The 23,049-nt window shown below is 61.7% G+C and carries 15 protein-coding genes and 1 pseudogene; 5 read left to right on the forward strand and 11 right to left on the reverse strand.

The window, feature by feature from the left end:
* The 6 genes and pseudogenes from U9R81_RS06615 to U9R81_RS06640 form a co-directional block, all read right to left on the reverse strand.
* Positions 1-255: pseudogene (locus tag U9R81_RS06615) on the reverse strand (hypothetical protein); the annotation flags it as partial.
* Positions 256-267: 12 nt separating this feature from the next.
* On the reverse strand, positions 268-3,465 hold the full coding sequence (gene ileS, locus U9R81_RS06620; protein ID WP_322494718.1) for an isoleucine--tRNA ligase: 3,198 nt from the start codon (positions 3,463-3,465) through the stop codon (positions 268-270).
* A 478-nt stretch (positions 3,466-3,943) separates the two neighbouring features.
* On the reverse strand, positions 3,944-5,479 hold the full coding sequence (locus U9R81_RS06625) for a glycosyl hydrolase (protein ID WP_322494719.1): 1,536 nt from the start codon (positions 5,477-5,479) through the stop codon (positions 3,944-3,946).
* A gap of 58 nt (positions 5,480-5,537) precedes the next feature.
* Entirely contained in the window at positions 5,538-6,086 is a 549-nt protein-coding gene (locus tag U9R81_RS06630; protein ID WP_322494720.1) for a GNAT family protein, read from the reverse strand.
* 37 nt (positions 6,087-6,123) lie between these two features.
* Positions 6,124-11,292 (reverse strand): Ig-like domain-containing alpha-2-macroglobulin family protein, encoded by a 5,169-nt coding sequence (locus U9R81_RS06635; RefSeq protein WP_322494721.1) that lies wholly within the window; start codon positions 11,290-11,292, stop codon positions 6,124-6,126.
* A gap of 228 nt (positions 11,293-11,520) precedes the next feature.
* Complete coding sequence (locus U9R81_RS06640; RefSeq protein WP_322494722.1) at positions 11,521-12,525, reverse strand: homoserine kinase; 1,005 nt, start codon at positions 12,523-12,525, stop codon at positions 11,521-11,523.
* 152 nt (positions 12,526-12,677) lie between these two features.
* On the opposite strand from U9R81_RS06640, the gene U9R81_RS06645 reads away from it, so the two are divergent.
* Both U9R81_RS06645 and sfsA read left to right on the forward strand, forming a co-directional pair.
* Positions 12,678-12,917 (forward strand): hypothetical protein, encoded by a 240-nt coding sequence (locus tag U9R81_RS06645; RefSeq protein ID WP_322494723.1) that lies wholly within the window; start codon positions 12,678-12,680, stop codon positions 12,915-12,917.
* Between the two features lie 96 nt (positions 12,918-13,013).
* Positions 13,014-13,796 carry a DNA/RNA nuclease SfsA gene (sfsA, locus tag U9R81_RS06650; RefSeq protein WP_322494724.1) on the forward strand — a complete coding sequence of 261 codons (783 nt, stop codon included), beginning with the start codon at positions 13,014-13,016 and terminating at the stop codon, positions 13,794-13,796.
* 10 nt (positions 13,797-13,806) lie between these two features.
* Here the strand turns inward: sfsA and U9R81_RS06655 are convergent, their stop codons facing one another.
* The 3 genes from U9R81_RS06655 to U9R81_RS06665 are packed head-to-tail and all read right to left on the reverse strand — an operon-like array spanning position 13,807 to position 16,698.
* The gene (locus tag U9R81_RS06655; RefSeq protein ID WP_322494725.1) at positions 13,807-14,526 is read right to left on the reverse strand and encodes an SGNH/GDSL hydrolase family protein; all 720 of its coding nucleotides are present in this window, start codon (positions 14,524-14,526) and stop codon (positions 13,807-13,809) included.
* 18 nt (positions 14,527-14,544) lie between these two features.
* On the reverse strand, positions 14,545-15,756 hold the full coding sequence (locus U9R81_RS06660; protein WP_322494726.1) for an MFS transporter: 1,212 nt from the start codon (positions 15,754-15,756) through the stop codon (positions 14,545-14,547).
* An 18-nt stretch (positions 15,757-15,774) separates the two neighbouring features.
* A complete protein-coding gene (locus U9R81_RS06665; protein WP_322494727.1) occupies positions 15,775-16,698 on the reverse strand; it encodes an LLM class F420-dependent oxidoreductase in 924 nt (307 codons plus the stop codon).
* A gap of 108 nt (positions 16,699-16,806) precedes the next feature.
* Here U9R81_RS06665 and U9R81_RS06670 point away from each other — a divergent pair, with 108 nt between their 5' ends.
* The 3 genes from U9R81_RS06670 to U9R81_RS06680 are packed head-to-tail and all read left to right on the forward strand — an operon-like array spanning position 16,807 to position 19,176.
* Entirely contained in the window at positions 16,807-17,217 is a 411-nt protein-coding gene (locus U9R81_RS06670) for a gamma-glutamylcyclotransferase family protein (RefSeq protein ID WP_322494728.1), read from the forward strand.
* 22 nt (positions 17,218-17,239) lie between these two features.
* Complete coding sequence (locus U9R81_RS06675) at positions 17,240-18,133, forward strand: carbon-nitrogen hydrolase (protein ID WP_322494729.1); 894 nt, start codon at positions 17,240-17,242, stop codon at positions 18,131-18,133.
* A complete protein-coding gene (locus U9R81_RS06680) occupies positions 18,133-19,176 on the forward strand; it encodes an agmatine deiminase family protein (protein WP_322494730.1) in 1,044 nt (347 codons plus the stop codon). The genes U9R81_RS06675 and U9R81_RS06680 overlap by 1 nt, the downstream gene beginning before the upstream one ends.
* A 286-nt stretch (positions 19,177-19,462) precedes the next feature.
* Here the strand turns inward: U9R81_RS06680 and U9R81_RS06685 are convergent, their stop codons facing one another.
* Both U9R81_RS06685 and U9R81_RS06690 read right to left on the reverse strand, forming a co-directional pair.
* Positions 19,463-20,833: a DUF1501 domain-containing protein gene (locus U9R81_RS06685; RefSeq protein WP_322494731.1), complete on the reverse strand. Its 1,371-nt coding sequence runs from the start codon at positions 20,831-20,833 to the stop codon at positions 19,463-19,465.
* A gap of 29 nt (positions 20,834-20,862) precedes the next feature.
* Positions 20,863-22,662 (reverse strand): DUF1800 domain-containing protein, encoded by a 1,800-nt coding sequence (locus U9R81_RS06690; RefSeq protein WP_322494732.1) that lies wholly within the window; start codon positions 22,660-22,662, stop codon positions 20,863-20,865.
* Positions 22,663-23,049: the final 387 nt, after the last annotated feature.

Consider the following 23,049-nt stretch of genomic DNA (forward strand, 5'->3'; position numbering starts at 1 on the left):
CGGCCATGCCCATGGGTAGCTCCACAGGCCGAAGCCAGCGGTGCCCACCAGTTGCTCTGCCGGATGCGAGGCGCGCGCGCGCAGGCGGAGGGTGTAGGGTGGACGCAATGCGCGCGGCGGGCCGGGTTGCCTGCCAAAGTCGTCGAGTTGGGCGTTGCGGTAGCGGTTGGCGGGGCCGGGTGGGCGGATGAGGCGGAGGCCGGTGGCAGTACGTACCACTCCGGCCCCGCCGCTGCACCGTGGTCGCAGGCGCATCGTGATCCGTCCCTATGCTTTGACGATCCCGACCGTCACGGCGCCGTCGCCGAATTCGTCGGCGGCGGTGTAGGCGCCGGCTGGCGGTGCGCTGACTGCTAACTCGACGGCGAGGGTCTCGTTTTGGATGTACGCGCCGTGCTGGGCTAGGGTGGCCGCCAGCAACTCCGCTTCATCGATGCTGGTGAGGAAGAGCCGGATGCGATCACTGATCGCTAACCCCGCACTCTTGCGCGCGTCTTGGATGTAGCGCACGAGGTCGCGGGCCGCGCCTTCCAACCGCAGTTCTTCTGTCACCGTCGTGTTCAACGCCACCAGCATGCCATCAGCTTCGGCCACCGCGTACCCCGCCGGCGCGCTGCTCTCGACCAGCACCTCTTCGGCCAGCAACTCGATCTCTTGGCCGTCAACCGGCAGGCGCACCGGTTGGCCGGCTTCCACCGCTTGCGCCGCCGCGCGCGCGGTATCGCCGCTCAGATCGCGTAACGCCGCCGTCAGCGCCGGCACCAGCTTGCCAAACTTCTTGCCGACGAGGCGCAGGTTCGGTTTCAGACGGTACTCGACCACGGCGCTGTTGGCGTCGAGGTAGCGCACCGCTTTGACGTTCAGCTCATCGCGCAGCTCGGCCTCGAAACGGCGCACGCCGTTGAGCAGCGCCGGCGTGCTGGCCCGCAGCCAGAGTTCGCTCAGCGGCTGGCGCACCTTCAGGTTGGCCTGCTTGCGCGCCGCCCGCCCCAGCGAGACCGCAGTCAGCAAGGCTTCGGTGTCGGCGACCAGTTGCTCATCGAGCAGCGCCCGATCCACTTGTGGCCAGCGCGCCAAGTGAACGCTCTCTGGCGCGGCGGCGTCGTGTTCGGCGACCAGATTGCGGTAGATCGCTTCGCTGACGAACGGGGTGAAGGGCGCGGCCAGCTTCGCCACCGTCACCAGACAGGTGTAGAGCGTCTGGTAAGCGGACTCTTTGTCGGCGTCGCTCTCGCTCTTCCAGAAGCGGCGGCGGTTGCGGCGCACGTACCAGTTCGACAGCTCGTCAACGAAGTGCTCGATTGCGTTGGCGGCGGTATAGACATCGTACTCCTCGAAGGCGTCGGTCGCCTTTTGCACGAGCTGGTTGAGCGCCGCCAGCGCCCAGCGGTCGATCGGCTGCAATTCGGCGGCGCGCCCGCTGTTGGGTTGCCACTGGTCGAGGTTGGCGTAGGTGACGAAGAAGGCATACGTGTTCCAGAGCGTGAGCAGGAACTTGCGCATGCTCTCGCTGACTAGATCCATGCTGAAGCGGCGGGCATTGCCGGGAGGCGCGGCGGTGAACAAGTACCAACGCAAGGCATCAACGCCGTAGCTGTTGATCACCTCTTGCGGCTCGATCACGTTGCCCCGGCTCTTGCTCATCTTTTGGCCGTCTTTGTCGAGAATGTGACCGAGACAGATCACGTTCTTGAACGCGGGCCGGTCGAAGAGCAGCGTGCTGACTGCGTGCAAGGTGTAGAACCAGCCGCGGGTCTGGTCAACCGCCTCGCAGATGTAGTCGGCGGGATGCGCCATCTCGAACACGTCACGATTCTCGAACGGGTAGTGCCATTGTGCCACTGGCATCGAACCGCTGTCGAACCAGCAGTCGGCGACGTCGGGAATCCGGCGCATCAAGCCGTGTTCAGGGTCTTCCCAGACCACCTCGTCGATGGCGGGTCGGTGCAGGTCAAGGTCGCGCAGCGAGCGGCCCACCTTTGCTTCCAGCTCGGCCAGCGAACCGATGCAGACCATGTGCGAGCCGTCAGCGTTCGTCCAGATCGGGATCGGCGTGCCCCAATACCGCTCACGGCTGATCGCCCAGTCGATGTTGTTTTCCAGCCAGTTGCCGAAACGGCCATCGCGGATGTGTTCGGGCACCCAGTGGATCTGCTGGTTGTTGGCGACCAGATCGGCCTTAAAGGCAGTGGTGCGGATGTACCATGAACGCTTGGCATAGTACAGCAACGGCGTGCTGCAGCGCCAGCAGAACGGGTAGTAGTGGCGCACGCGCCCGCTGCGCAAGAGCAGGCCACGCGCTTTGAGGTTGCGGGTGATGTCGGGATCGGCCTCTTTGAAGAACTTGCCGGCGAAGCCGAGTTCGGCAAATTCAGGCAACACGCGGCCATCCAATCCGACCGAGAAGAGGGTGGGCAGGCCGTGCTTGCGCCCGATGTCGAGGTCGCCGTAGGCCGGCGCAATATGGACAATCCCGCTACCATCGTCGAGGCTGACGATCTCATCGGCGATCACGCGGTAGGCCGTCTCCCAATCGACCGTATCGCCGGCGCCGGGCACGCCGCGGAAGAGCGGCTCGTAGCGGAGGCCGACCAGATCGTTGCCGCGGAACCGGCGCAGCACGGTGAAGCTCTCGGCGGGCAAGACCTGATTGACTAGCGCCGCCGCCATCACCAACCGCTCGCCGCTATGCTCAACCTCGACATACTCGGCGTCGTGCTTGACGGCCAGCGCCACGTTAGCCGGCAACGTCCATGGCGTCGTCGTCCAAGCCACCAAAAACGCGCCTTCGAGCGTGCCGTCAACCGCCGGCGGCGGCACGGTCACACCCTTCACGCGGAACTTGATATAAACGCTCGGATCATCGACATCGTCGCGCGCGCCGAGGCTAACTTCGTGGTCGCTGAGGCTAGTGCCGCAGCGCGGGCAGTGCATCGTGACCTTGTAGTCGCGGAAGAGCAAGCCGCGATCCCACAACTGGCGGAAGATCCACCACGTCGACTCGATATAATCGTTCTCGTAGGTGATATAAGCCTCTTCGCTCAGCCAGAACGCGATCCGCTTGGTAAACGCCTTCCACTCTTGGATATACTCCCAGACGCTTTCGCGGCAGAGGCGGTTAAATTCAGCGATGCCAAACCGCTCGATGTCGGGCTTGCCGCTAAAGCCGAGCTTCTTCTCGATCTCGATCTCAACCGGCAGGCCGTGGGTATCCCATCCCTCGCGGCGGCCAATAATGCGATAGCCCTGCATCGAGCGATAGCGCAAGATCACATCTTTGAAGCTGCGCGAGATGGTATGGTGCAAACCGGGGCGGCCATTCGCGGTCGGCGGCCCCTCGTAAAAGACAAACGGCTTCTCGCCGGCGGCCAACGACTTCGCCACCACGTCGTTGGCATCCCACCACGCCAGCACATCCTCTTCGAGTTGGGGAAACTTGACATTCGGATCAACCGGCTTAAACATGCAACCTCCGTGCGCGCCAATGTAAAAAGCCTCATCCCCGAAAGGGGACGAGGCTGATCAACCCCGCGGTACCACCCCATTTCGACGGCGCACACAATTGGGCGCGCGTCGCACTCAGTGAGCGTCAAACAACGCTCTGCCCCGATAACGGTGGGCAGTCCGGGCGCGGCTACTGCGCGGGGCAACCAACCACGCGGTTCACCTGCCGGCTCAGGGGTGATCTTCACTGCCACCGGTTCCACCCGGCTTCCACCGTCCCGGGCTCGCTGGCGGGCAAGCGGCAGCTACTCGTCCCCTTCATCGCCGTTGAGTGACAGTATACGCCGGGCGGCGCATTGCGTCAAGGATGGGTAGGAATAGCCGCGAAGAGATGCAAAAGACACAAATGGAATAGCCACGAAGAGGCGCAAAAGGCGCAAAACCATTTTTGTGTCTTCTGTGTCTTTATTGTGGCTATGCCACACAAACATCTTTGTGGCTATTCCGCTTCCCCCAACGCTTCGATCCACGCGATGCGCACTTCCCCAAACCCGCTCCACCGGTCGTACTCGTCATCGATCACCACCGCCTGCAACGCCAACGGCCAATCGGGCCGCCCGTTGCCGCCGCCGGCGACTCGCTCGTACTGCGCCGGACGGCGGCTGACCGGCGTGATGAGCGTTTGCCACGCCGGGGGGCCAATCACGCCGGCGGTCACGCTAAACACTTCGCCTTCGCGGTCGCGCAGCCAGAGCCGCAGCCGGTGGCCATTGCCATCGCCGTAGAGCTGAACGGCCAGCGCAGTTGTTTCAGCCGGTAAGAGGATAGGGTCGCTTAGCTCGAACACGACATAATCATTCGCGCGGGTGGTGAAGCGGTAAGTGAGATAGAGGAAACCGTTATCACGCCGGAGCGAGCCGTTGGGTTGGGTGGGCCGCTGCCAGCGCGCGGGCTGGCCGCCATCGATCAGGAGTGTCGCACTGGTGAGGGGCGTTTGGGGAAGAGCTAAGATAGCCGCTAGCTGGCGCATCGCCTCCGCCACCGGCTTGGGCCGGCTAAAGTCGGCCCGTCCGCTGCCATACGCGAACAAGCCATAGGGATTGTGCGGGTCGTCTTTGAGCATATACCAAAAGACGTGGCTGACGCCGCCTTGCCAGAGCGCGCGATAGGCTTGGGCGAGATAGGCCGCCTGCTGCGCGGCATTCGTCAACCCCAGCGCGTCGCGGTCGCCGGGGCCGCTGGCCCATCCCACCTCAGTGGCCCAAATCGGCTTTGGCCCGTAGCGTGCCGCCACTGCGCGCACACTGTCGGCGGCGGCGATCAAGTTGCCCTCGTCCGGGTTGAGTGGATCGACGTAGGGGTGAATGGCAATCACATCAAAGGCGTTCCAGCCGCCGTATTCAGCGATAGCGCGCAGAAAGGTCGTATCAAAGGGATTGATCCCTCCCAGCACAATCGTGGCGCTCGGATCAATGGCCCGGATCGCCTGTGCCGTCTTGATCAAGAGCTGGGTGTAGCGGGCTGGATCTGGCGCGGGCCGCCAGAAGATCGCTTGATCCGGTTCGTTCCAGATTTGCCAGTGCTTGACGAGATGGCGGTAGCGCGTGACCACCGCTTCGGCGTAAGCGACAAACGCTGCTTCATCGGGCGGTGCGAATGAGATCAGGTTGGGAGGATCGGTAGGGTCGGGCGTGGCCCAACCTACTGCCGGCCCCAGCACGCCAAGCACCTGCAAGCGCTGCCGGCGCAGGCTGTAGAGTGCGGCATCGGTGAAGACCCAATCCCAGACGCCGGGTTGGGGTTGGATGCGGTGCCAATGCAGATCTTCGCGCACCCAGTGCACGCCGAGATCGGCAACGATTGCCGCTGGGATGGGCATAGTTGCCGCGTCGGGGTAGCGGGTAGCGAGATGGCTGTTGATCCCGATCGCCAACAGCCCGATCGGCCCGCGCACCGCGATCGGCGCCGTGATCAACCAGCGCGGGCTCGGCGCATCCCCAGCCAATATCCCTGCTACAACAATAATCGCGATCAAACAATATCGTAAAGACGCACGGCCTTGTAAAGACGCACGGCGGTGCGTCTCTACAATGTCACCATTCCACCGCATAAACCTGATGTTCTACCCACCCCAACCCAATCCGCCGCCAACACGTCACCCCTTCCAACGGCTGAAACCCGCAGCGTTCAGCCAGCCGGCAGGCTGCCGCATGCGCCGGCGCGATCAACGCCTCAAGCTGGTGCAGTCCCAATTCATTGCGGCAATATCTGATCACGGCAGTTAAAGCCTCGCCCATATACCCTTTCCGGCTCGAGCGCTCCTCCATCCGGCATTCGATCATTGCGGCGTGGCGCACCGTTCGCTCAATGCAATCGATCCAGATATCGCCGCAGATCCGCTCGAGCGGGTCATCGCGCCGCACCAAGAAGAGGCGCAGGTTGTGCCCGGCGTGGCGAGCCTCTTCTTCCGCCGCCAACCGGCAGCGCTGGCCCTGCAAGGTGAAAAAGTCATCAGGCGGCAGCGGCAACCAATCCTCGCCGAACGTCCATGCGCGGCGGAAGTAGCCGCGCACCGCTTCGTTGTCGCGCGGCCCCATGACTCGCAGCCAAAGCCGTTCGGTGGTCAGGATAGTTGTGTTCATCTCATCATGCTTCTCGCATTTGGGCGGTTATGCCTGCTTACCGGATCGCTGGTTCAATCGTGATCATCTCTTGCGTGAATGCTACAACTGGCGCAATATCACTCCCCGGCGCTGTGATCATCGCCGGTGGGATGGCAAAGGTTCCCGCAATGGCAGCTTGCGCCGTGATGATGACGCGATAGACGCCGGGGGCGATTGCAGTCCCGCCAAGCTGTACCTGCCGCCATTCGCGGTCGATCTGCTGGTAGGCGAAACTGGCCCCGGCGTCAACCTTGACCGGCGTGATCCCGGCTGGCAGCGGGATGGCGGCCTCTAACCGGAAGATGGGTTCGCTCACGATCAGCAGCAGCTCAATCTCAACCGGTTGATCAATCGCGCTTGGTTCCGTGTCCGTTCGATACCGCAACCGCGCTCGCACCGCTCCCGGCTGGCCGGCGCTGCTGGCCGGGTTGCGCACCGCGATCAGCGCCGTGCCGTTGGTTGGCTCAACCCGGAGCGTGCCGCCGCCGAGCCGGAACCGTTCGACGCCGCTGATTGGCCGTTCGGCGGTGAGGTCGGCAGTGTCGTGCTCCACCCTCACGCGCGCATTGCCGTCAAGTAAAGTCGGGCCGAGGGCCAGTGCCACCCGTGCTGCTTCGTAAGGCGTTGGCCAGCCGTTTCCCTGCCATTGCCGCAACAGCGCTGCCCGCCACGGGGCTAACCGCGGATCCGCTGGACGTTCGGTGGCTAACGCTTGCACCACGCTGGCGCTGACGGCCACTGCGCTAGGTGGCATCCCGTCAGCGCCGGCCCACGGCAAGCCGCTGCTCGCTGTGTTCAACAACGGCGCCAGCAGTGCGCTCTGCTCGGTCGTGGCGCTCAAAGCGGTGAAGGCGCGTCCAGCCGGGCCGGCGCCAGCGGGGAGGGCTGGTTGTCCCGTTCGTTCGCCATAGATTGCCATGACATAATCAGTATACGCTTGCGCATCGGCGGGTTGGGCGAGCCGGCGCTGGTGCAGGTACGCCAGTGCCGGTTCGCTTAGCTCGCGCAACCGGCTTGCGGGTTCGGCTTGACCAATCGCCTCCAGCACAAAGCTCGTCACAAATGGGTCAGATCCGCTGCCGGGCCACCAACCCCACCCGCCATCGCTGTTGCGCAGCGCACGCAGTTGGGTGAGCGCGCGGTCGTTCAGCGCGCGCCACTCCTCTGCTTCTGCGTTGGTGGCCGCTGTACGTTCCAGCATGCGGCCAATGATCACCGCCGCCGCCAGCGCTTCAGCCGTTGGCGTGGCCGTTTGCAGCAGCTGTTGCGCCTGATCGGCCAAGGCGGCCCGCGCGCTAGCTGCGATGGCCACGTCGTTGTCGCCGTCGGGCAGGGTCAATTCAATCGCGCTGGCCGTCACCCACGTTTGCGCCGTCGCTGGGAGCTGCGCCTCTTTGCGTACCGGCACGGCGTATTCGATTGGCGGCAGGCTAACGCTATCGATCACTTCGTAGCGCAACCCGATGATCGAAGCATTCGCTTGCACCTGCCAGAACACCGGTGCCGTTGCGCCAGCCGGCACGCGCACGGTTTGCTCGAACGGATCGAGCAACACGCCGCCGCTGAGCCATAGCCGTGCGCGGATGGTGCGCTCTTGCCCATCAACGTTCCGCAGGATCAAGGTCGCAAGCGCGGTATCGGCTGGCCGCAATGCCGGCAGTGGCGTTGCAATCGCCTCCACCGGCTGGCTAGTATCGATCAACGTGCTAGCGCTGCTAGCGATGCCGGCAGGATCGATCGCGATCACCTCAAGTCGCCAGCGTCCCTGCTGGTTAGGTAAGCGCACAGTGATTTCGTGTTGGTTGTTGGAGGATTGCACACTAGCAAGGACATCGATGCCGGCTAAGCTGCTGGGTGTCCCTACTGCCGGTTGCCCCGGCAAGAGCGATCTATTCCAGCGATCCAGATTCGTGGGCGGTGCGTGAATAGGCTTCAGCATCACCAGCAGATCATCGGTGGCTGCCGTGACCGTTATGGGTATGGTCGCGCCGGGCAACGCTTCGCGCTGGGTGAGGTTGATGAACGGCGCCGGCGGCGGGTCGATCTGAATCGTGGTTGCAGTCTTCCATACCCGCACGCCATCGTCGATCAAGGCGGTGATTGCCGTCACCGGCGCCATATCGGCGCTGATCGGTATGGTTATGAGATTGCCGGGGCGGGCGTTCGCTTGCCTGACCAGCGCGTTTTCGCCTTGGCCAACGATCACCAGCGCCGTTCCGCCGCCACTTGGCCCGGTGAACAAGAGGCGGGCAACGTCGCCAACGGCATAGGTTGGTCGATCGGCAATGATCCGTGGTTCGGCAGTACCGATGCTCGATCCCGCCACCCACAGCTCTTTGCGGGTGAGCGCTGTTCCGGCGCGCGCCGTGAGTTCATACCGGCCCGGCGCTAAGGTGACGAGTTCAGCGGTGGCTTGCCCATCGGCCCCAGTACGCACCCGCCGGATCAGCAGCGACGGTTCGGCAGCGTTGCGCCGGAGTTCGATTTCAACCAGTGTATTGGCGATAGGCTGGCCATCAGCCGTGCGTAAGGTTGTGGTGACGCTTGCCCGTTCGTTGCGCTCGATCACGGCGGGCATCGTGATCGCCAAGCGAGGGCTGCGCGGCGTGATCACCCCCTCAGTGGTGCGTTCGATCTGCTCGCCGTCCGGCAATTCCACCGTGAGGTGAAGGGTGTAGCGCAGCGGGCGTAGCAGATTCTCGTCAGCCGGCAAGCTGATCACCGCTCTCCCGCTCGCATCAGTCACTGCACTCGCTTGGGTTTCACTGGTTGCGCCGGTGACTTCACCATCTACCCCATCCAGTTCTGCCGTGGCTAACGTGGCAATCCGTAATGTCCAACTCACTACTGCGCCGCTGACAGGTAGATCGGCGCGGGTGACATCAACCGCCAACCCTGCCGGACGGATCGGGATCACTCGCGCGGTGGCGCCGGTCGCCGGCACACTCACCCTGATCGGGATCGCATACGTCGTATCGCCAACGGAGACGCGCACCGTATACCAACCGGGCGCTGTGCGGGCATCCAGTTGGAGACTGCCATTTAGCCTCCCGTTCTCGTTCACCGTGCAGACCACGGCGCGCGGCTCGTCGAGCACGTTCTGGCCGTCGAGTTGGAGGTCGCACGTTCTGGCAGCCGGCAAGCTCAGCCGGCCATCAGCTTGCCGTTCGCGCACCACCCCGCTAATGCGCACCGTCCCCCCCGGACGGTAGCTGAGCCGGTCAGACATTAGCAGGGCTTGGGTGCGTGGTTGAAGGATGGTGGTGATGTCTTCGCGGGCAAGGGCGATCCCATTGCTTTCGGCAAGCGCAATCAGGGTACGGGCCGGCGCATTGGCACTCGCCAAGCCTAGCGCGTCTGCCTTGATCCGCCAAAGCCCTTGCTCGTTGCTGTTGCCGCGAGCGAGCATCGTTTCACCGGCATAGACACTCACCGCAACATTGCTCACCGGTGCGCCATTGCCACTGCTTGTCACCCAGAGCAACACCTCATTGCCGTTTGGCAACATTGTCAGGTGCAGGGCCGAAATCAGGATCAGCCGGTCGACGCGCAAACCATTGCCGGTCGTCAAGCGCAAGTAGTATGCTCCCGCCGGTAGCGGATCGCCGGCGCTGTTGGTTGCCAACGGCAGTAGACTGCGCATAACGGTGTCTGGCGGGTCATAAAAGGTCTCTCGCCAAGCCCGCACGAGCGGCTGACCATAGCGTTCGGGCACAAAACTAGACCATTCGGTTGGCCGGCGCGAGATCGCCCGCACCAGCGTTGTTGCATCGAGTTGGTAGAGTTGGGCATCAACCGTGCTCACATTCATCCGCTCTAACGTCACTGCCGGCTGCGCGTCGGCGGGGAAACTTATGATCGGATCGCTGGTGATGTGCAACAGCGGTGGCGCGCTCGCCGTGCGGATAGTGAGGGAAACGTCTTCAGCAAGCGGTACACCGCTGCGATCACGAGTGCCGGCAGCGACGGTGAGCGTATAAGTGGTGGCTGCCTGCAATGCGGGTCGGAGATTAACCCGATTCTCGTCAACCTGTAGCTCAACCTCCGTCACCGGTGGATCAAAGCGTAATCCTGATCGCAGCTCGGCATCCTCCATTGGTGTGCTAAAGATCAGGCGAATCTCTTGCCCCGGCGCCAGCGTTTGGCCTTGCCCCGGAAACGAAGCGACCAGCGCCGGTTCGGGTTCCACCGTGAAGCGCCATTCGGCTAGCGGTTGGTTGGCGGATGGCGGTTGGAGGCGTACGTGATAGGTTTGGCCGGGAGTCCAGCCGTTATATGGCGTGAAGGTAACGGTGTACCGGCCATCGGTTGTGGCGCTGCTGAAATCGCCGCTGATCGCCGGCGTAATCGTCACAGCGGCGCTGAGCAGCCGGGTATCGATCGGCGCATCAAAGACCAGTGTCAGCGGCTGTTGCGGGTTCACCCACCGTTCGCCGGGTGGCGGGGTTTGGGCGATCAACGCTGGCCAAGGCGTGGCAAAGTGCCACCGGAACGGCTGGCCGAGTTCGATGCCGCGCGCATCGCGCAGATTGGCGTCAAGGGTAAGGGTGTACGTTGTCGCGGCGGTAAACGCGATGACCGGTTGCAACAATAAGGTTTGCGGATCGAGCCACTGTCCTTCCAGCGGCCACGGTGGCGCCAGTTGCACATATTGCAGTGATGCCGGTTGGCCAACCGCGCTCGCGGCGACCATCGGCTGGCTAAAGACGAGTGCGATCGGCGCGTCGCGCAAGCGTGGCGCCAGCGCAGCGACGATGGCAGGTTGCGCAGCGGTGGTAAATGCAACGTCGAGGGGTTGCGCGAGCGGTCGCCACCACCGGCTTTGGGCATTGGCCATCACCTGTACGCGATAGCTTGTGGCTGGTTGCAAGGGTTGCGCCGGCACAAACCGCAATATCTGCATATCGTCCGACCACTCAAACGATCCTGCTAACGGCGGATCGATCCGCAGCGCGCGCGCGACCGTAAAGGGGTTCATCGGCGTGCTAAACGCGAGTGTGATCGTGCTGCGTGGCGGCACCGCTTGGCTCTGCGGCAAGGGATCGCGCAATTGCACCGTTGGCGCTGTTACCCACGGCGATACCGGCGCTAGCCAGCGGATGGATAGCCCGCCAAGCAAGCTTACAACTATGCTGGCCAGCATCATTGTCCAGAGACGGGCCAAAACGCGCATCCAACGCTGCATGCGTATTCTCATGCTGGATAGTGTGGGTAATGCGCCATACCGTTCTACCATGCCGCGACGGTAGCGGCGGATAGCGGTGTCGTTCTGACGTTGCCAGAGCGGGTCTTGGTCAAACCGTGCAATGAAGAGACCTCCACAGCAATGCTCGCAAGGACGAGGATTGGCCACGTGTGCTTCACATCATGCCAAGCTTATCGTCTGTACTGCAATGAATCATCAGGAACAAGTTTAGTATACCATCGCTGCGGCGAGCACTTGCTCACGGTGGTGATCCATCCATTTCGACAACCACTGCCCTTGCCCTAACAGCTCAAGGTGGTAATCTGGCTCAGCGTCTGGCGTGCTTAAGGTGCGGCGCAGATTGCCTTGCAGCCAAATCACTTCCAGTATTGCCGGCAGCGCTTGCGCCTCACTCTTTGACAACGGTGCAATCGCATTATACGCGCTCAAAAACAGTTTCACCCGCTCAAGATCAAGCGGCGCGCGGTACACTCCCCACATTGACCAATTGGGCGGCGGCGGGCCAACCGCCATATCGACCAATCCATCAGCCACATCAACCAGCCGTGCGTCGATGCCGATCTGGTCGTAATCAATTAATGCCGCCACTGCATCGCCGCGGAAAATGAGGTTGTCTCGGTGCATATCGCCGTGAATCAGCACGTGCGGCAGCGCGGCGTAAGCTTCATCACTCAATTGCCGGCGCAAATCGGCGATCCGCCGTTCGTACCAGTGGAGCGTAACGGTCAGGTCTCCCAACAAATCACGGGTAATCAGGCGTTCGGTCAGACTGCTCAAGCTCGATGGCAAATAGCGTGGCGGCGGGGGTGGGGGCGGATTGGGAAAGCCGGTCACGGCGCGGTGATAGCTGGCCAACACCCGGCCAATATCGCTCAGTTGGCGCGGGCGGCTGGGGTTAAACTCGTCGCCGATGATAAACACGCTTAGCTCGTACACCCGATCATTGAGGATCACCACCGTATCGCCGTTGTGCGCCGGCAACACCCGCGGCGCCGGGAAGCCGCGCTGGCGCAGCCAATCCAGCAGGCGATGGCGCAACTTGATCGATTGAAACCCAATATGGCGCCGGTTGCGCCGGATGACAAACCGGCCAACCGTGGTCTCAATGAAGGCCGTTTCGTTGATCGCGCCATGGCTCGCTGGCCGGCTCGACCGTAGCTCGCCGACATCGTAGTATGCCAGTACGCGGGCAATGTCATCATGGGTCAGCATTGAGTATCCTCGTAGCCAAGCTTCCTCCTCAATTGTACCATCAGCAGTATCGAGCGGCGCAGACCACAAGCCGAACCGGTCGTGCTATACGCCTTTGGCGTGAATGAGGTTGGGGGATACTTTTACAAGGACTATAGAGGTTTTAGATCAACATGTCAGCGTTTCAACCGCCATCAACCGTTACTATTCGCGGCGCGCAGCCGGAGTTGACCGTCAACGTTTCAACTCAACCAAGGCTTTATACGGTCATGCTTGTGCTTCCCCCCGGTCATACTACGCTGAAACTCGCTGTCGAACCAGTTTGGCAGCCGCCGACAGAAGCGCGGCTAGTTGGCGTGATGGTGCATACAATTCAGGCAATGGTCTTGAATACTGGCGATAAGCTGCCATAGTCTGTGTTGGTGTCATCCGTGCGGCAAATAAAGGCCGTGATGCACATGACGCAATGAATTGCTGATGTTGTTTTGGTTGAATGCTATACTATTACTATGAACTCAGAGCAACACACCGGCCCCTATATTCACCCCACCGTGCGGGTGCCCCTCTCGACCGGCGCGCCGCTGGTCGAAGCAACGTTCGCTTCCCGTTCCGGCCAGTTTTTGGTTGAGGCGCAGATGGGTGGGCGGATGGTGCGGGCCCATCTCGCTGATCGCGGTCGTCTGACCGATATGCTCGTGCCCGGCGTGCGTTTGTTGCTTGCCCCGCGCGAAGAAGTTGGCCGCAAGACGGCGTTTCAGGTGGTGGCAGTCTATCAAGGGCACGATTTGGTGTCGCTCGATACCCACTTGCCAAACCGGCTCGTCGCCGCGGCGCTCTCCTTGGGCGCTCTGCCGCAGTTTGCCCGCTATTCCCGCGTGCAACGCGAAGTGCAACTCGGTCCGCACCGGATCGATTTTCGCCTGAGTGAAGGGCTTGATACCTGCTGGCTGGAAGTGAAATCGGTGACGCGCGTGGTTGATAATGTCGCTGTCTTTCCCGATGCTCCCACCGAGCGCGGTAGCCACCATCTCGAACTATTGATCAACGCTGCTCGTAATGGGCAACGGTCGGCGGTCGTGTTTATCATTCAGCGTTCGCAAGGCGTTGCGTTCGCGCCTGACGAGGCGATCGACCGTGCGTTTAGCCGCGCTTTGCGCACCGCTCGTTCGCTAGGGGTCGAGATGTATGCCTACGTCTGCCCCGTGGGTATGACCGGTGTGACCCTTGGCCGCGAGGTGCCGATCTTTGCGTCGCTCGATGCGGTGCCGCTCGAATTACGGCGGGGAGGGTGAGACGATTCGTTCAACGCCGTAGCTGCTCTGCCAGCAGGTTGCCGAGCGCCTCGTTCAAGATGCGATATCCTGCAGCATTGATGTGTAGGAGATCGTCTTGGTATCGCTCGGCAACGTACCCGCTTTCATCAGCTAGCATCGCTGCGCTGTCGAAGATGAGCACATCCGGCGCTGCCATTGCCCGGATCGTTCGATTCACCTGTTCAATCGCCGCCTGTATCTGTGCTGTCTCCGGATCACGCCGCTCGTAGTCGTTAGGGCTGCGGCCAAAGATGGTGGCGAGAATCACCCGGCTGCCGTCATTGCGCGCTTCGTTCACGATCGCGCCGAGGTTGGTAACCATGGTTTGCATGATGCGCTCTTCCGCATGCCCAAACCCGAGCGCTGTCAGATCATTGACTCCTACTTGGACGATCACTAAGGTAGGTTTGAGCGGGCTTACGTCCCACCGGTAGCGGAAACGCGCTTGGGTGCTGGTGAGGCCGGGGAGGCCGCGATTGGCGATGGCGAATCCCGCTGGCGCTGGCCACGCTGCGGCCCGCGAGTCGCCAAACAAGACAATCTGCGCGGTTGGCGCCGGTTTGCCGCCGAACGCGGTGAACCCCAACAGGTTGAGCCGCACAAGATGGCAGAGCGGTTCATAGCGGCACGCCCGCTGCCGGGCCCATAATCCGCCTACACCGATGGCCCCCGCGAGGGCGAGACCAGTGATCCAGAACCGGCGCGCCACGATCCAACCTCCTCCTGTTTAATCTGCTGGTGCTAATCGCCGTTCTTCCGCCGGCAAGCGCGCCACGCCGATACCAATCGCGATACACGCGGCGCTACTAACGAAAAAGGCGCTGCCGAACCCAAACGGCCCTACGACCAGCGCCCCAATCAGGGGCGCTACGGCCCGCGCTGCCGAGACGATCGAACTGTCGAGGCCGTACACCGCTCCCTCGCTGCCGCTGTCCGTGTACCGCCCAAGCAGCGCGCTCAGCGAGGGGGTGATGCCGCCAATCGCGGCCCCGCTCAGCGCCTGCAACACCAGCAGTTGCCAGACATTTGTCACTAACCCTTGCGGTGCGAACGCCAGTCCTGCTAGCAACGCGCTGCCCATCAACACCTGCCGGTGCCCGATCCGGTCGCCGAGCCGGCCGAGCCAGATGGCAGTGGCCGTGCCCGCTGCCGACGAAACGCCGACGATCAGTCCGGTGAAGGCACTGACTGGATCGCCGGCACTGAGCAGGCTGGCGATGAAGAGGGGCGCAAACGGCAGCAGGATTGTCTGCGCCAAGCTGCTTAGAAATCGCATTCCGTAAGCCGGCCCGATGCCAGGAGTGCGCGCGATGCTTAGCCAGCTCTGCACCATGCTAGTTCGTTGGCGCTGCGATGTCTCCGGCGCCTTCCCGCCTCCGCGCACTCCTACCGTCACCAGTATCCCCGATGCGAGCAAGAGCGCCGCTGTGGTGATGAATGTCGCCCGAAAGCCGAGCATCTCGGCCATGAGACCGCCAATCAACGGCCCGGCAGCAGTGCCGCTCCACAAGCCCATCTGCAACGTCCCCATCGCAAAGCCCATCCGTTCGCGCGGGGTGACGGTGGCGACCAGCGCATTGGCCGCCGATATGGTGCCAGTAATCATCCCTTGAATCGCGCGCAACAGGGTGAGTTCTTCCGCCGACCGGGCAAACCCCATCAACAAGAGGATGATCGCGCCGCCGTACATGGCGCGCTCGACCATCAGCTTGTAGCCGAGCCGGTCGGCGAGCGATCCCCAAATTGGCGCAGCGATGGCCATCGTTAGCGCTTGTAACGAAAAGACCAACCCGGCCCAGAGCGCCACATCGCCGAACGTAGCCACGCCGAGATAGGCCACGTACAGCGGCAAAAAGGGAAAGATGATCGAAAAGCCGATCGCCGACAGAAATTGGGCGATGAACATGATCCAGAGTGTGGTTTGCCAACGTGTCTGCATGGCATTACGCTGATGGTATTACATTGTTTGCGGCAAGACCTGCGTTGCAAACGCTTTCAACCGGTCAAGATCATCTAACTCCAGCCACTGCACCATGATCCGCTCAACCCCTGCCGCGGCGAAGGCGTGAATCTGCTCGGCAACCTCGCCGGCGGTACCCACCAGAATCCCGCGCGCACGGAGGCTAGCCCGATCGCGTCCGGCCAGCAGGCGCTCGACTTCCGCATCATCGCGCCCGAACACCGATCCGATCATCAACGACCGCCGCACCGCCGCGCGCGGTCTGCCAGCGGTGACTAACAATTCGTTCAGCTTGGCGTTGAGTTCGGCGAACCGCGCCGGCGGTACGAAGACCGCGTTCCACTCGTCGGCGTATTGCGCGGTGAGGGCAAGCGTGCGCTTTTCGCCGTTGCCCCCGATAACGATTGGCGGCCCTCCGGGTCGTTGCGGACGCGGGAGTAAGATCGCGTCGCGCAGTTGGTAATATTCGCCGATCCATGTCACCGGCGTGTCGCTGCGTAATAGGCGCGTCACCACCTCTAGCCCTTCGGCGAAGCGTTGGAATCGCTCCTTGACCGGCAGCAAGTCAAAGCCGAACATCGTATGTTCGCGCTCTTGCCATCCCGCTCCCAAGCCGAGCTGGAGCCGTCCGCCAGACAGATCATCAACCGCGGCGGCCATCCGCGCCGTGAGCGCCGGGTGGCGAAACGAGACCGGCGAGACCAGCGGCCCGAATTCAATCCGTTTGGTGTGCGAAGCCAGCCATGCCAGCGAGATCCACAGTTCGAGCGATTCTTTTTCCGGCGGATTGGCGTTGGTGAAGTGATCAGAGCGGTAAAGACCGGCAAAGCCGAGGTCTTCGGCGGCTTGCGCTAGCCGCTGCCAGCGCGGCCACGTCAGCCCGTTTTGGCCTTCGATCATGAGGGCGATCTCAATCGGCATGCATGTGCTCCTCGTTGGGGCAGAGCGCCGCTCTGCCCGTACAATGATGGTATAGTATCAGAGTGCCGCGTGGCGGTGTCGTTGTTAGTATACCGCGAAAAATAGTTGATGCGTCCATTTTTTGTCTACGGAACGTTAAAGCGGGGACAATCGAATTATGCCCGCCTGCTGGCCGGGCAGACGGTAAGCGAGACGCCGGCTTGGTTGCCCGGCGCTGCGATCTATACCGCTGGCCCGTACCCGTTTCTCGTCCGAGCGGTTGATCTGGTGCCGCCGGGTTCGACCGTTTTCGGTGAGCTGATGGAAGTGGCGCCGGCCCAGTATCAGCCGGTGTTGGCGCTGCTCGATAAGTTAGAGGATTTTGTGCCCGGTCGCGCCGGTAATCTCTACGAGCGAGTTGTCATAACGGTGCAGACTGCAAACGGCCCTTGTGAGGCGTGGGTCTATGTTGCTGGCGCCGGCGCTGAAGAGGCGATCCGGCAAGGGCGATTACGGTTAATTGCTGGCGGCGTGTGGTGAGCCGCCCTGAAGGAGAGGTGAAATGGCCCAACGCATTGTTAACGTTGGTTTGGTGCAGATGCGCTGCACCGCCGATCCGGAAACCAATATGGCCGCGGCGGAGGCCGGCATTCGCACTGCTGCGGCCCAAGGCGCGCAGATTGTGTGTCTGCCGGAACTGTTTCTCTCGCTCTATTTTTGCCAGAGCGAAGATCACGCCAACTTTGCGCTGGCCGAGCCGGTGCCCGGTCCGAGCACCGAACGCCTTGGCAAGCTGGCGGCTGAGTTGGGTGTGGTGATCGTCGCCAGCCTGTTCGAGAAGCGGGCTGAGGGTCTCTACCACAACACGGCGGCGGTGATCGACGCCGATGGCCGCTATCTGGGCAAGTATCGCAAGATGCACATCCCCGATGACCCGCTCTTCTACGAGAAGTTTTACTTTACGCCGGGTGATTTGGGCTTTAAGGTCTTCAAGACTCGCTACGCTCGTATCGGGGTGCTCATCTGCTGGGATCAGTGGTACCCCGAAGCCGCCCGGCTCACCGCCCTGCGCGGCGCTGACATGCTCTGCTATCCGACCGCGATTGGCTGGCATCCCGCTGAAAAAGCCGAGTATGGCGTCGCCCAACACCAAAGCTGGGAGACTATCCAGCGTTCGCACGGGATTGCCAACGGCTGCTATGTGGTGAGCATCAACCGCACCGGCCATGAAGGCGATCCGTCCGGCGGGATCGAGTTTTGGGGCCAGAGCTTTATCTCCGACCCGTCGGGCACGATCATTGCCCGCGCCCCGGTTGACGAGCCAGTCGTGCTGGTTGCCCCGGTCGATCTGGGCAAGATCGATGTGCAACGCACCCATTGGCCGTTTCTGCGCGATCGCCGGATCGATGCCTACGGCGAGATTACCCGCCGCTATATCGATGAGGAGGAGGTGTGATGGCGACTCCTGCCGAACTTGGCTATTTCATGCCTGCCGAATGGGAGCCGCATCAGGCGACGTGGTTGTCGTGGCCGCATAAAGAGGCGAGCTGGCCGGGGATTATCGACCGGATCTGGCCGGTCTACGCGCGCTTTGTCGCCGAGTTGGCCCGCGGCGAGACAGTGCATATCAATGTTAACGATGCGGCGATGGCCGCGCAGGCCCGCGCGTTTTTGGCTGAGGCCGGCGCGAGCGGCGATATTCGCTTGCACGAGTTCCCAACCAACGACGCATGGTGCCGCGATCACGGCGCGATCTTTGTCGTGCGCAATGGCCCCAATGGGCGCGAATTGGCCGCAACCGATTGGGAGTTCAATGCGTGGGGTGAGAAGTACCCGCCCTACGATCTCGACAACCAAATTCCGGCCCGCATGGCCGAATACCTCGGCGTACCGCGCTTCCGCGGCGAGATGGTGCTCGAAGGCGGCTCGATCGATGTCGATGGCAACGGTCTGCTGCTCACCTCCGAGCAGTGTCTGCTCAACCCCAACCGCAACCCACACCTCGACCGGGCCGCGATCGAGCAACGCCTGTGCGAGCTGCTCGGCGTGCATACGATTCTCTGGCTCGGCGAGGGCATTGTAGGTGATGACACCGATGGCCACATCGACGACATTGCCCGCTTCGTCGCGCCAAGCACGGTCATCGCCGCCGTTGAAGAGGATCCCAGCGACGAGAATTACCATGCCTTGCAAGACAATCTCCGTCGCCTGCAATTCATGCGCGACGCTGCCGGCAAGCCGCTCACGGTGCTCACCATCCCGATGCCGCCGCCGGTGGTCTTCCAAGGCCAGCGCCTGCCGGCCTCGTACGCCAATTTCTACATCGCCAATCACGCCGTGATCGTGCCAACCTTCAACCATCCCAACGACCACCGCGCCTGCGAGGTATTGCAGCGCTGCTTCCCCGACCGGCGCGTGGTGGGCATCGATGCTACCGACGTAGTTTGGGGGTTGGGGGCGTGGCACTGCCTCAGCCAACAAGTGCCGGCAATCGGTTAGGATCGTGTGCTCGCATCCTTGCGAGCCGCTCGTCCTAGTTGTCCTTGCGAGGGAGTGGTGGCCCCCGCGGAGCGCGGGGCCGCCCAACCAAAGTAATCCCCCGCGAGTACGGATTGCATCCTCTCAGGCATCGTATCCGCTGAAGCGGGAGATTACTTCGGGTGCTGCGTGCCCTCGCAATGACATACTGGCCTGTCATTGCGCGCCGCCGGAAGGCGGCGAAGCACTCTCCCGCGAGCACGGGAAGAGCACCTTTACGCAGGGTAAACGCAAAAGAAGGAGTTACTTACCGGCACTGCTGAATCACCGGCACGAACACGCGATGCTCTGCATTGGCAGGCCCCGCTTCTGCTGCTGAGAGCACCGGCGGCAGATCTGTGCCCCGGACAATGCCGAGCGGCATATACGACCCTAAGCCGGGAAAGACGGTTCCCAGCCGAGGATTGCCCAACCGGCGGATCAAGATTTCGCTCAGCACCTGCCGGAAGTCGGTCGTAATCTGCAAATCTTGCCGTTTATCGAGTTGATCGGGGTGCAATCCCGGCCACGTGCCATACACTCTGCCTCCATTCACATTGCCGCCGAGTACCATCATCACATTGCCGTGCCCGTGATCGGTGCCGTTCGACTGGTTGCGCCCCAGTCGGCGGCCAAATTCGCTCAACACCACGATCGTCAGGCGCGAGTGATGCATCGCCAGATCGTTGTAGAATGCACCTATCCCTTGCGACAGAATACCAAGTCGGTCAGGCAGATAGCCGCTGCCATCGCTATTCGCCTGCGATTCGTGCGTATCCCAGCCACCGAAGTCGATCGTCGCCACTTGCAAGCCGATCTCGGCCTTAATCAACTGGGCAACCGTCTTGAGCGCATCACCAAAGCTTCCTGATGGATACGCGATACTACTGGTGGGGTTATAGCTGCCCATATTCCGCATGAGATCGATCACCTGCGTTACCCGCCGGCCAGCCGGGGTCAGTGGGTTTATCGCGCTGCGGTTGTACATCTCGCGGAGCGTGGTCAAGAACGGATAATTCTCATTGGGGCGGTTGTAACGCCAGTGCGTGCTAATCGTGAAACTGCTCGGCGATGTCATCGCGACTGCCGCCGCGTAATTGAGCAATGAAGCCGGTGTAGCAGTGTTAGCTGCTACTGCCGGCAGCAAACTGCTCGCGCCGCCTTGCGATTGCAAGTGGCGCGTAATCCAGCCGCTGCTGGTCGTTTTGTTGCCCGGCGTCCCGCGCTCGATGTAGTCCATCGCATCAAAATGGCTGCGGGTATCATCATCTAACCCGCAGGCATGGATCAAAGCTAGATGGCCGCTGTTGTAGAGATCGCGCAGATGCGGCATCTTGCTATTGAGTCCGAAGCTGTTCGCGTTGTACGAAGGGTTGTAAGTGTCGATTCGCAACGGCGCGTTGGCGCCGCTCAACGGCAACGCGAGCGATCCGCGCGCCGTGCGGTAGTGGCTGTCGTCGTAGGGGCTCAGCAGGCTGAGGCCGTCGCAACCGCCACGCAGAAAGATTTGCACAAAGATCTCATTGGTCGCTTGCGGCCGGGCCGGCTCGGCGAAGGCCAAGTGCCCGATCCGGGCCGCCGCCATCGCGGCGATCGCAGCGCTACAACCCATCAGAAACTCACGGCGTGTCCATTGCATTGTAGTGTTCTCCTTAGATGGGGTGCTGCTTACCGCAGCCAGAATTCGGGACTCATCGCCAACAGTTGCACCATCGTGTTGATTCGATCACGCACCGCTTCGGCACTGCCCCAATCGGGCGCGCCGCGCAACGGTTGCGGCGGCTGATTCGGATCGCCGCCTTGGGCAAGGAAGTTAATCAGGAGCATGCGCAGATCACCGGTGGGCGTGTAGGTCAGCATCCGCTGGAGCCAGAAATCAACAATCCCAGCGCACGACAGGCCGGCAGGGGTTTGGCCTACGATGTCGATGCCAACATTCCCGCCCCACGATTGGGGGATGGTGTAAAAGCAATTCCACGATCGCAGCAGTGCATTAGTGTTGGCCCAATACTCGGCCCGATCGGGATGGCCGGTTGGCGTATCCCACCCAAACAGGCGATGACCGGTCTGATCAACGTTCCAGAACAGACTCTGCCAATAGTTGCCTCTGGTGTCATCCCCATTGACCGCAGCGACATCACTTGGGAGATTGGCATTCGTGGCCCGTAAGAAGGCCCAAATCGCTTCCAATGGCCGGCGCACTTTGCTCCCAAAGGTGTTTTTGGCTTCCGGCGACAGCAAAATCGTCTCCACCACGCGCCGGATCTGGTCGGGCGAATCGCGGTGCTGCATCCAGACCGTATAAGCGGCGTTGATGAGCACTTCAGGCGGGTCGTCAGCTACCAGCCGCTGGCAGAGCTTTTTACACAGGTGACGTCCTGTGCCGGGGTGACGGGCCACGAGGCGCAGCGCAGCCTCGCCGTCGCGTTGTGCACCGTTGTTGAAGGGGAAATTGGGCGCTGGCGGGATGCCGGGGAGCGGCGCCGGCGCGAGCACCGTTTTCGGAAAGTTGTCGTGCCACGCTTCCATCAGGTAAAACGCGCCGGTGTTCGGTCTCCCATCGCGCCCGTTGGCGATCGTCCAACCGGTCAGGCACCGTGATGCTTCGTAGACGTCGTAGTCGATGTACGCTGCGGCAAACCGTTCGCTGCCGTATTCGACGACCGGAATATTTTCACGTTGGTCGTAGAACTTGAGATAATGATCGCTGCCGAGTGTATGCAACTCGAAGAGTTCGCGGGCAAAGTTCTCATTGCCCCCCTCGCCACCGCCCGCTTTGTTGCTCACATTGTCGAGGTAGTACATCATCGCCACGCTCTTGGTGACATCGAGCAACAGCGCGTTAAAATTGCCGAGGGCATGGGTGCGGATGATCCGGTCATAATCTGGCCACGTCGCGGCAATGGTCGAGTCGGAGTCGGCCCGCACGTTGAAGTGATTGTGCCAAAAATCGACCATCACCTCGAAGAGCTGTCGCCGGCTATATACCGCCCGAATCCACGTTGCCACTCGCACTTCATCATACGGGCGCATCCGTTCCGCCCAAGCTAAATCAGGTACCACCCGATTCTGCCAGAGCGATTCGCGGGAAGCGTTGAGCCAATTTAGCGGGCGGATTTCATTCGTAGTCCGGTTATTGTAGGTGTAGCGAATCTTGAGTCGGGTTGCGGCAATCCGGTTGGCGCAAGGTGTGTTGTCAATTGCGGTATAGTTGAGTTGCTGGCGTACCCAGTTGTCGAACCGCTCTTCGTCATTGCTTCCCGGCGTGGCATCGTACATCGCCATCAGTTCAGGACTGGGGCCGAAGGCTAAGCGGCGCATAGCGATGGTACGGAGCGAAGCAGGCTGGATATACGAACAAGCCGCAGCCGGCGGGGCAGGTGTTCCTACTGCGGCAAAGCCAGCGGCGGCCAATCCGGCTAGCAATACCACGCCGCTTTCAAGCACGTCGCGTCGGGTGAGTTCCATACGGTTTGATCCTGATTACGTTGAGGAAGCTTACGATTGTTGCCTTTATGCGATCACATAAAGCGGTTGCAACGTTACCGTACGGATGGATTCAAGATTGCACCTGACAATACTGTAATCTTAATTCAAGAATACCAAAATCACCTGAAGGTACTATTTTTGTGATAGGAAGCGTATACAATCCGCCCTCGCAGAACGTTCGTGCTGGTGATCGCGATCGCTCATCAAGAGCGTTTGCGCGCTGGTTGCAGACAACAACATGCGCTTTCCCTGAAAAACACAACACCCCTCAGCCGGTGGGCTGAGGGGTGAGAAGGTTGGCACCTGAACAGGCACGCGTGGTGATGGGCCGCGCCGTAGCATGATTGAGCAATAATGGGATTGCTC

The sequence above is a fragment of the Chloroflexus sp. genome (genome assembly GCF_034435895.1).
Classification (GTDB): domain Bacteria; phylum Chloroflexota; class Chloroflexia; order Chloroflexales; family Chloroflexaceae; genus Chloroflexus.

Coding starts and splice junctions, on each gene's coding strand:
- U9R81_RS06685 (WP_322494731.1), bottom strand. CDS start 20,833: ATGCAATGGACACGCCGTGAGTTTCTGATGGGTTGTAGCGCTGCGATC.
- U9R81_RS06690 (WP_322494732.1), bottom strand. CDS start 22,662: ATGGAACTCACCCGACGCGACGTGCTTGAAAGCGGCGTGGTATTGCTA.
- sfsA (WP_322494724.1), top strand. CDS start 13,014: ATGAACTCAGAGCAACACACCGGCCCCTATATTCACCCCACCGTGCGG.
- U9R81_RS06635 (WP_322494721.1), bottom strand. CDS start 11,292: ATGCAGCGTTGGATGCGCGTTTTGGCCCGTCTCTGGACAATGATGCTG.
- U9R81_RS06630 (WP_322494720.1), bottom strand. CDS start 6,086: ATGAACACAACTATCCTGACCACCGAACGGCTTTGGCTGCGAGTCATG.
- U9R81_RS06665 (WP_322494727.1), bottom strand. CDS start 16,698: ATGCCGATTGAGATCGCCCTCATGATCGAAGGCCAAAACGGGCTGACG.
- ileS (WP_322494718.1), bottom strand. CDS start 3,465: ATGTTTAAGCCGGTTGATCCGAATGTCAAGTTTCCCCAACTCGAAGAG.
- U9R81_RS06645 (WP_322494723.1), top strand. CDS start 12,678: ATGTCAGCGTTTCAACCGCCATCAACCGTTACTATTCGCGGCGCGCAG.
- U9R81_RS06680 (WP_322494730.1), top strand. CDS start 18,133: ATGGCGACTCCTGCCGAACTTGGCTATTTCATGCCTGCCGAATGGGAG.
- U9R81_RS06640 (WP_322494722.1), bottom strand. CDS start 12,525: ATGCTGACCCATGATGACATTGCCCGCGTACTGGCATACTACGATGTC.
- U9R81_RS06670 (WP_322494728.1), top strand. CDS start 16,807: ATGCGTCCATTTTTTGTCTACGGAACGTTAAAGCGGGGACAATCGAAT.
- U9R81_RS06660 (WP_322494726.1), bottom strand. CDS start 15,756: ATGCAGACACGTTGGCAAACCACACTCTGGATCATGTTCATCGCCCAA.
- U9R81_RS06675 (WP_322494729.1), top strand. CDS start 17,240: ATGGCCCAACGCATTGTTAACGTTGGTTTGGTGCAGATGCGCTGCACC.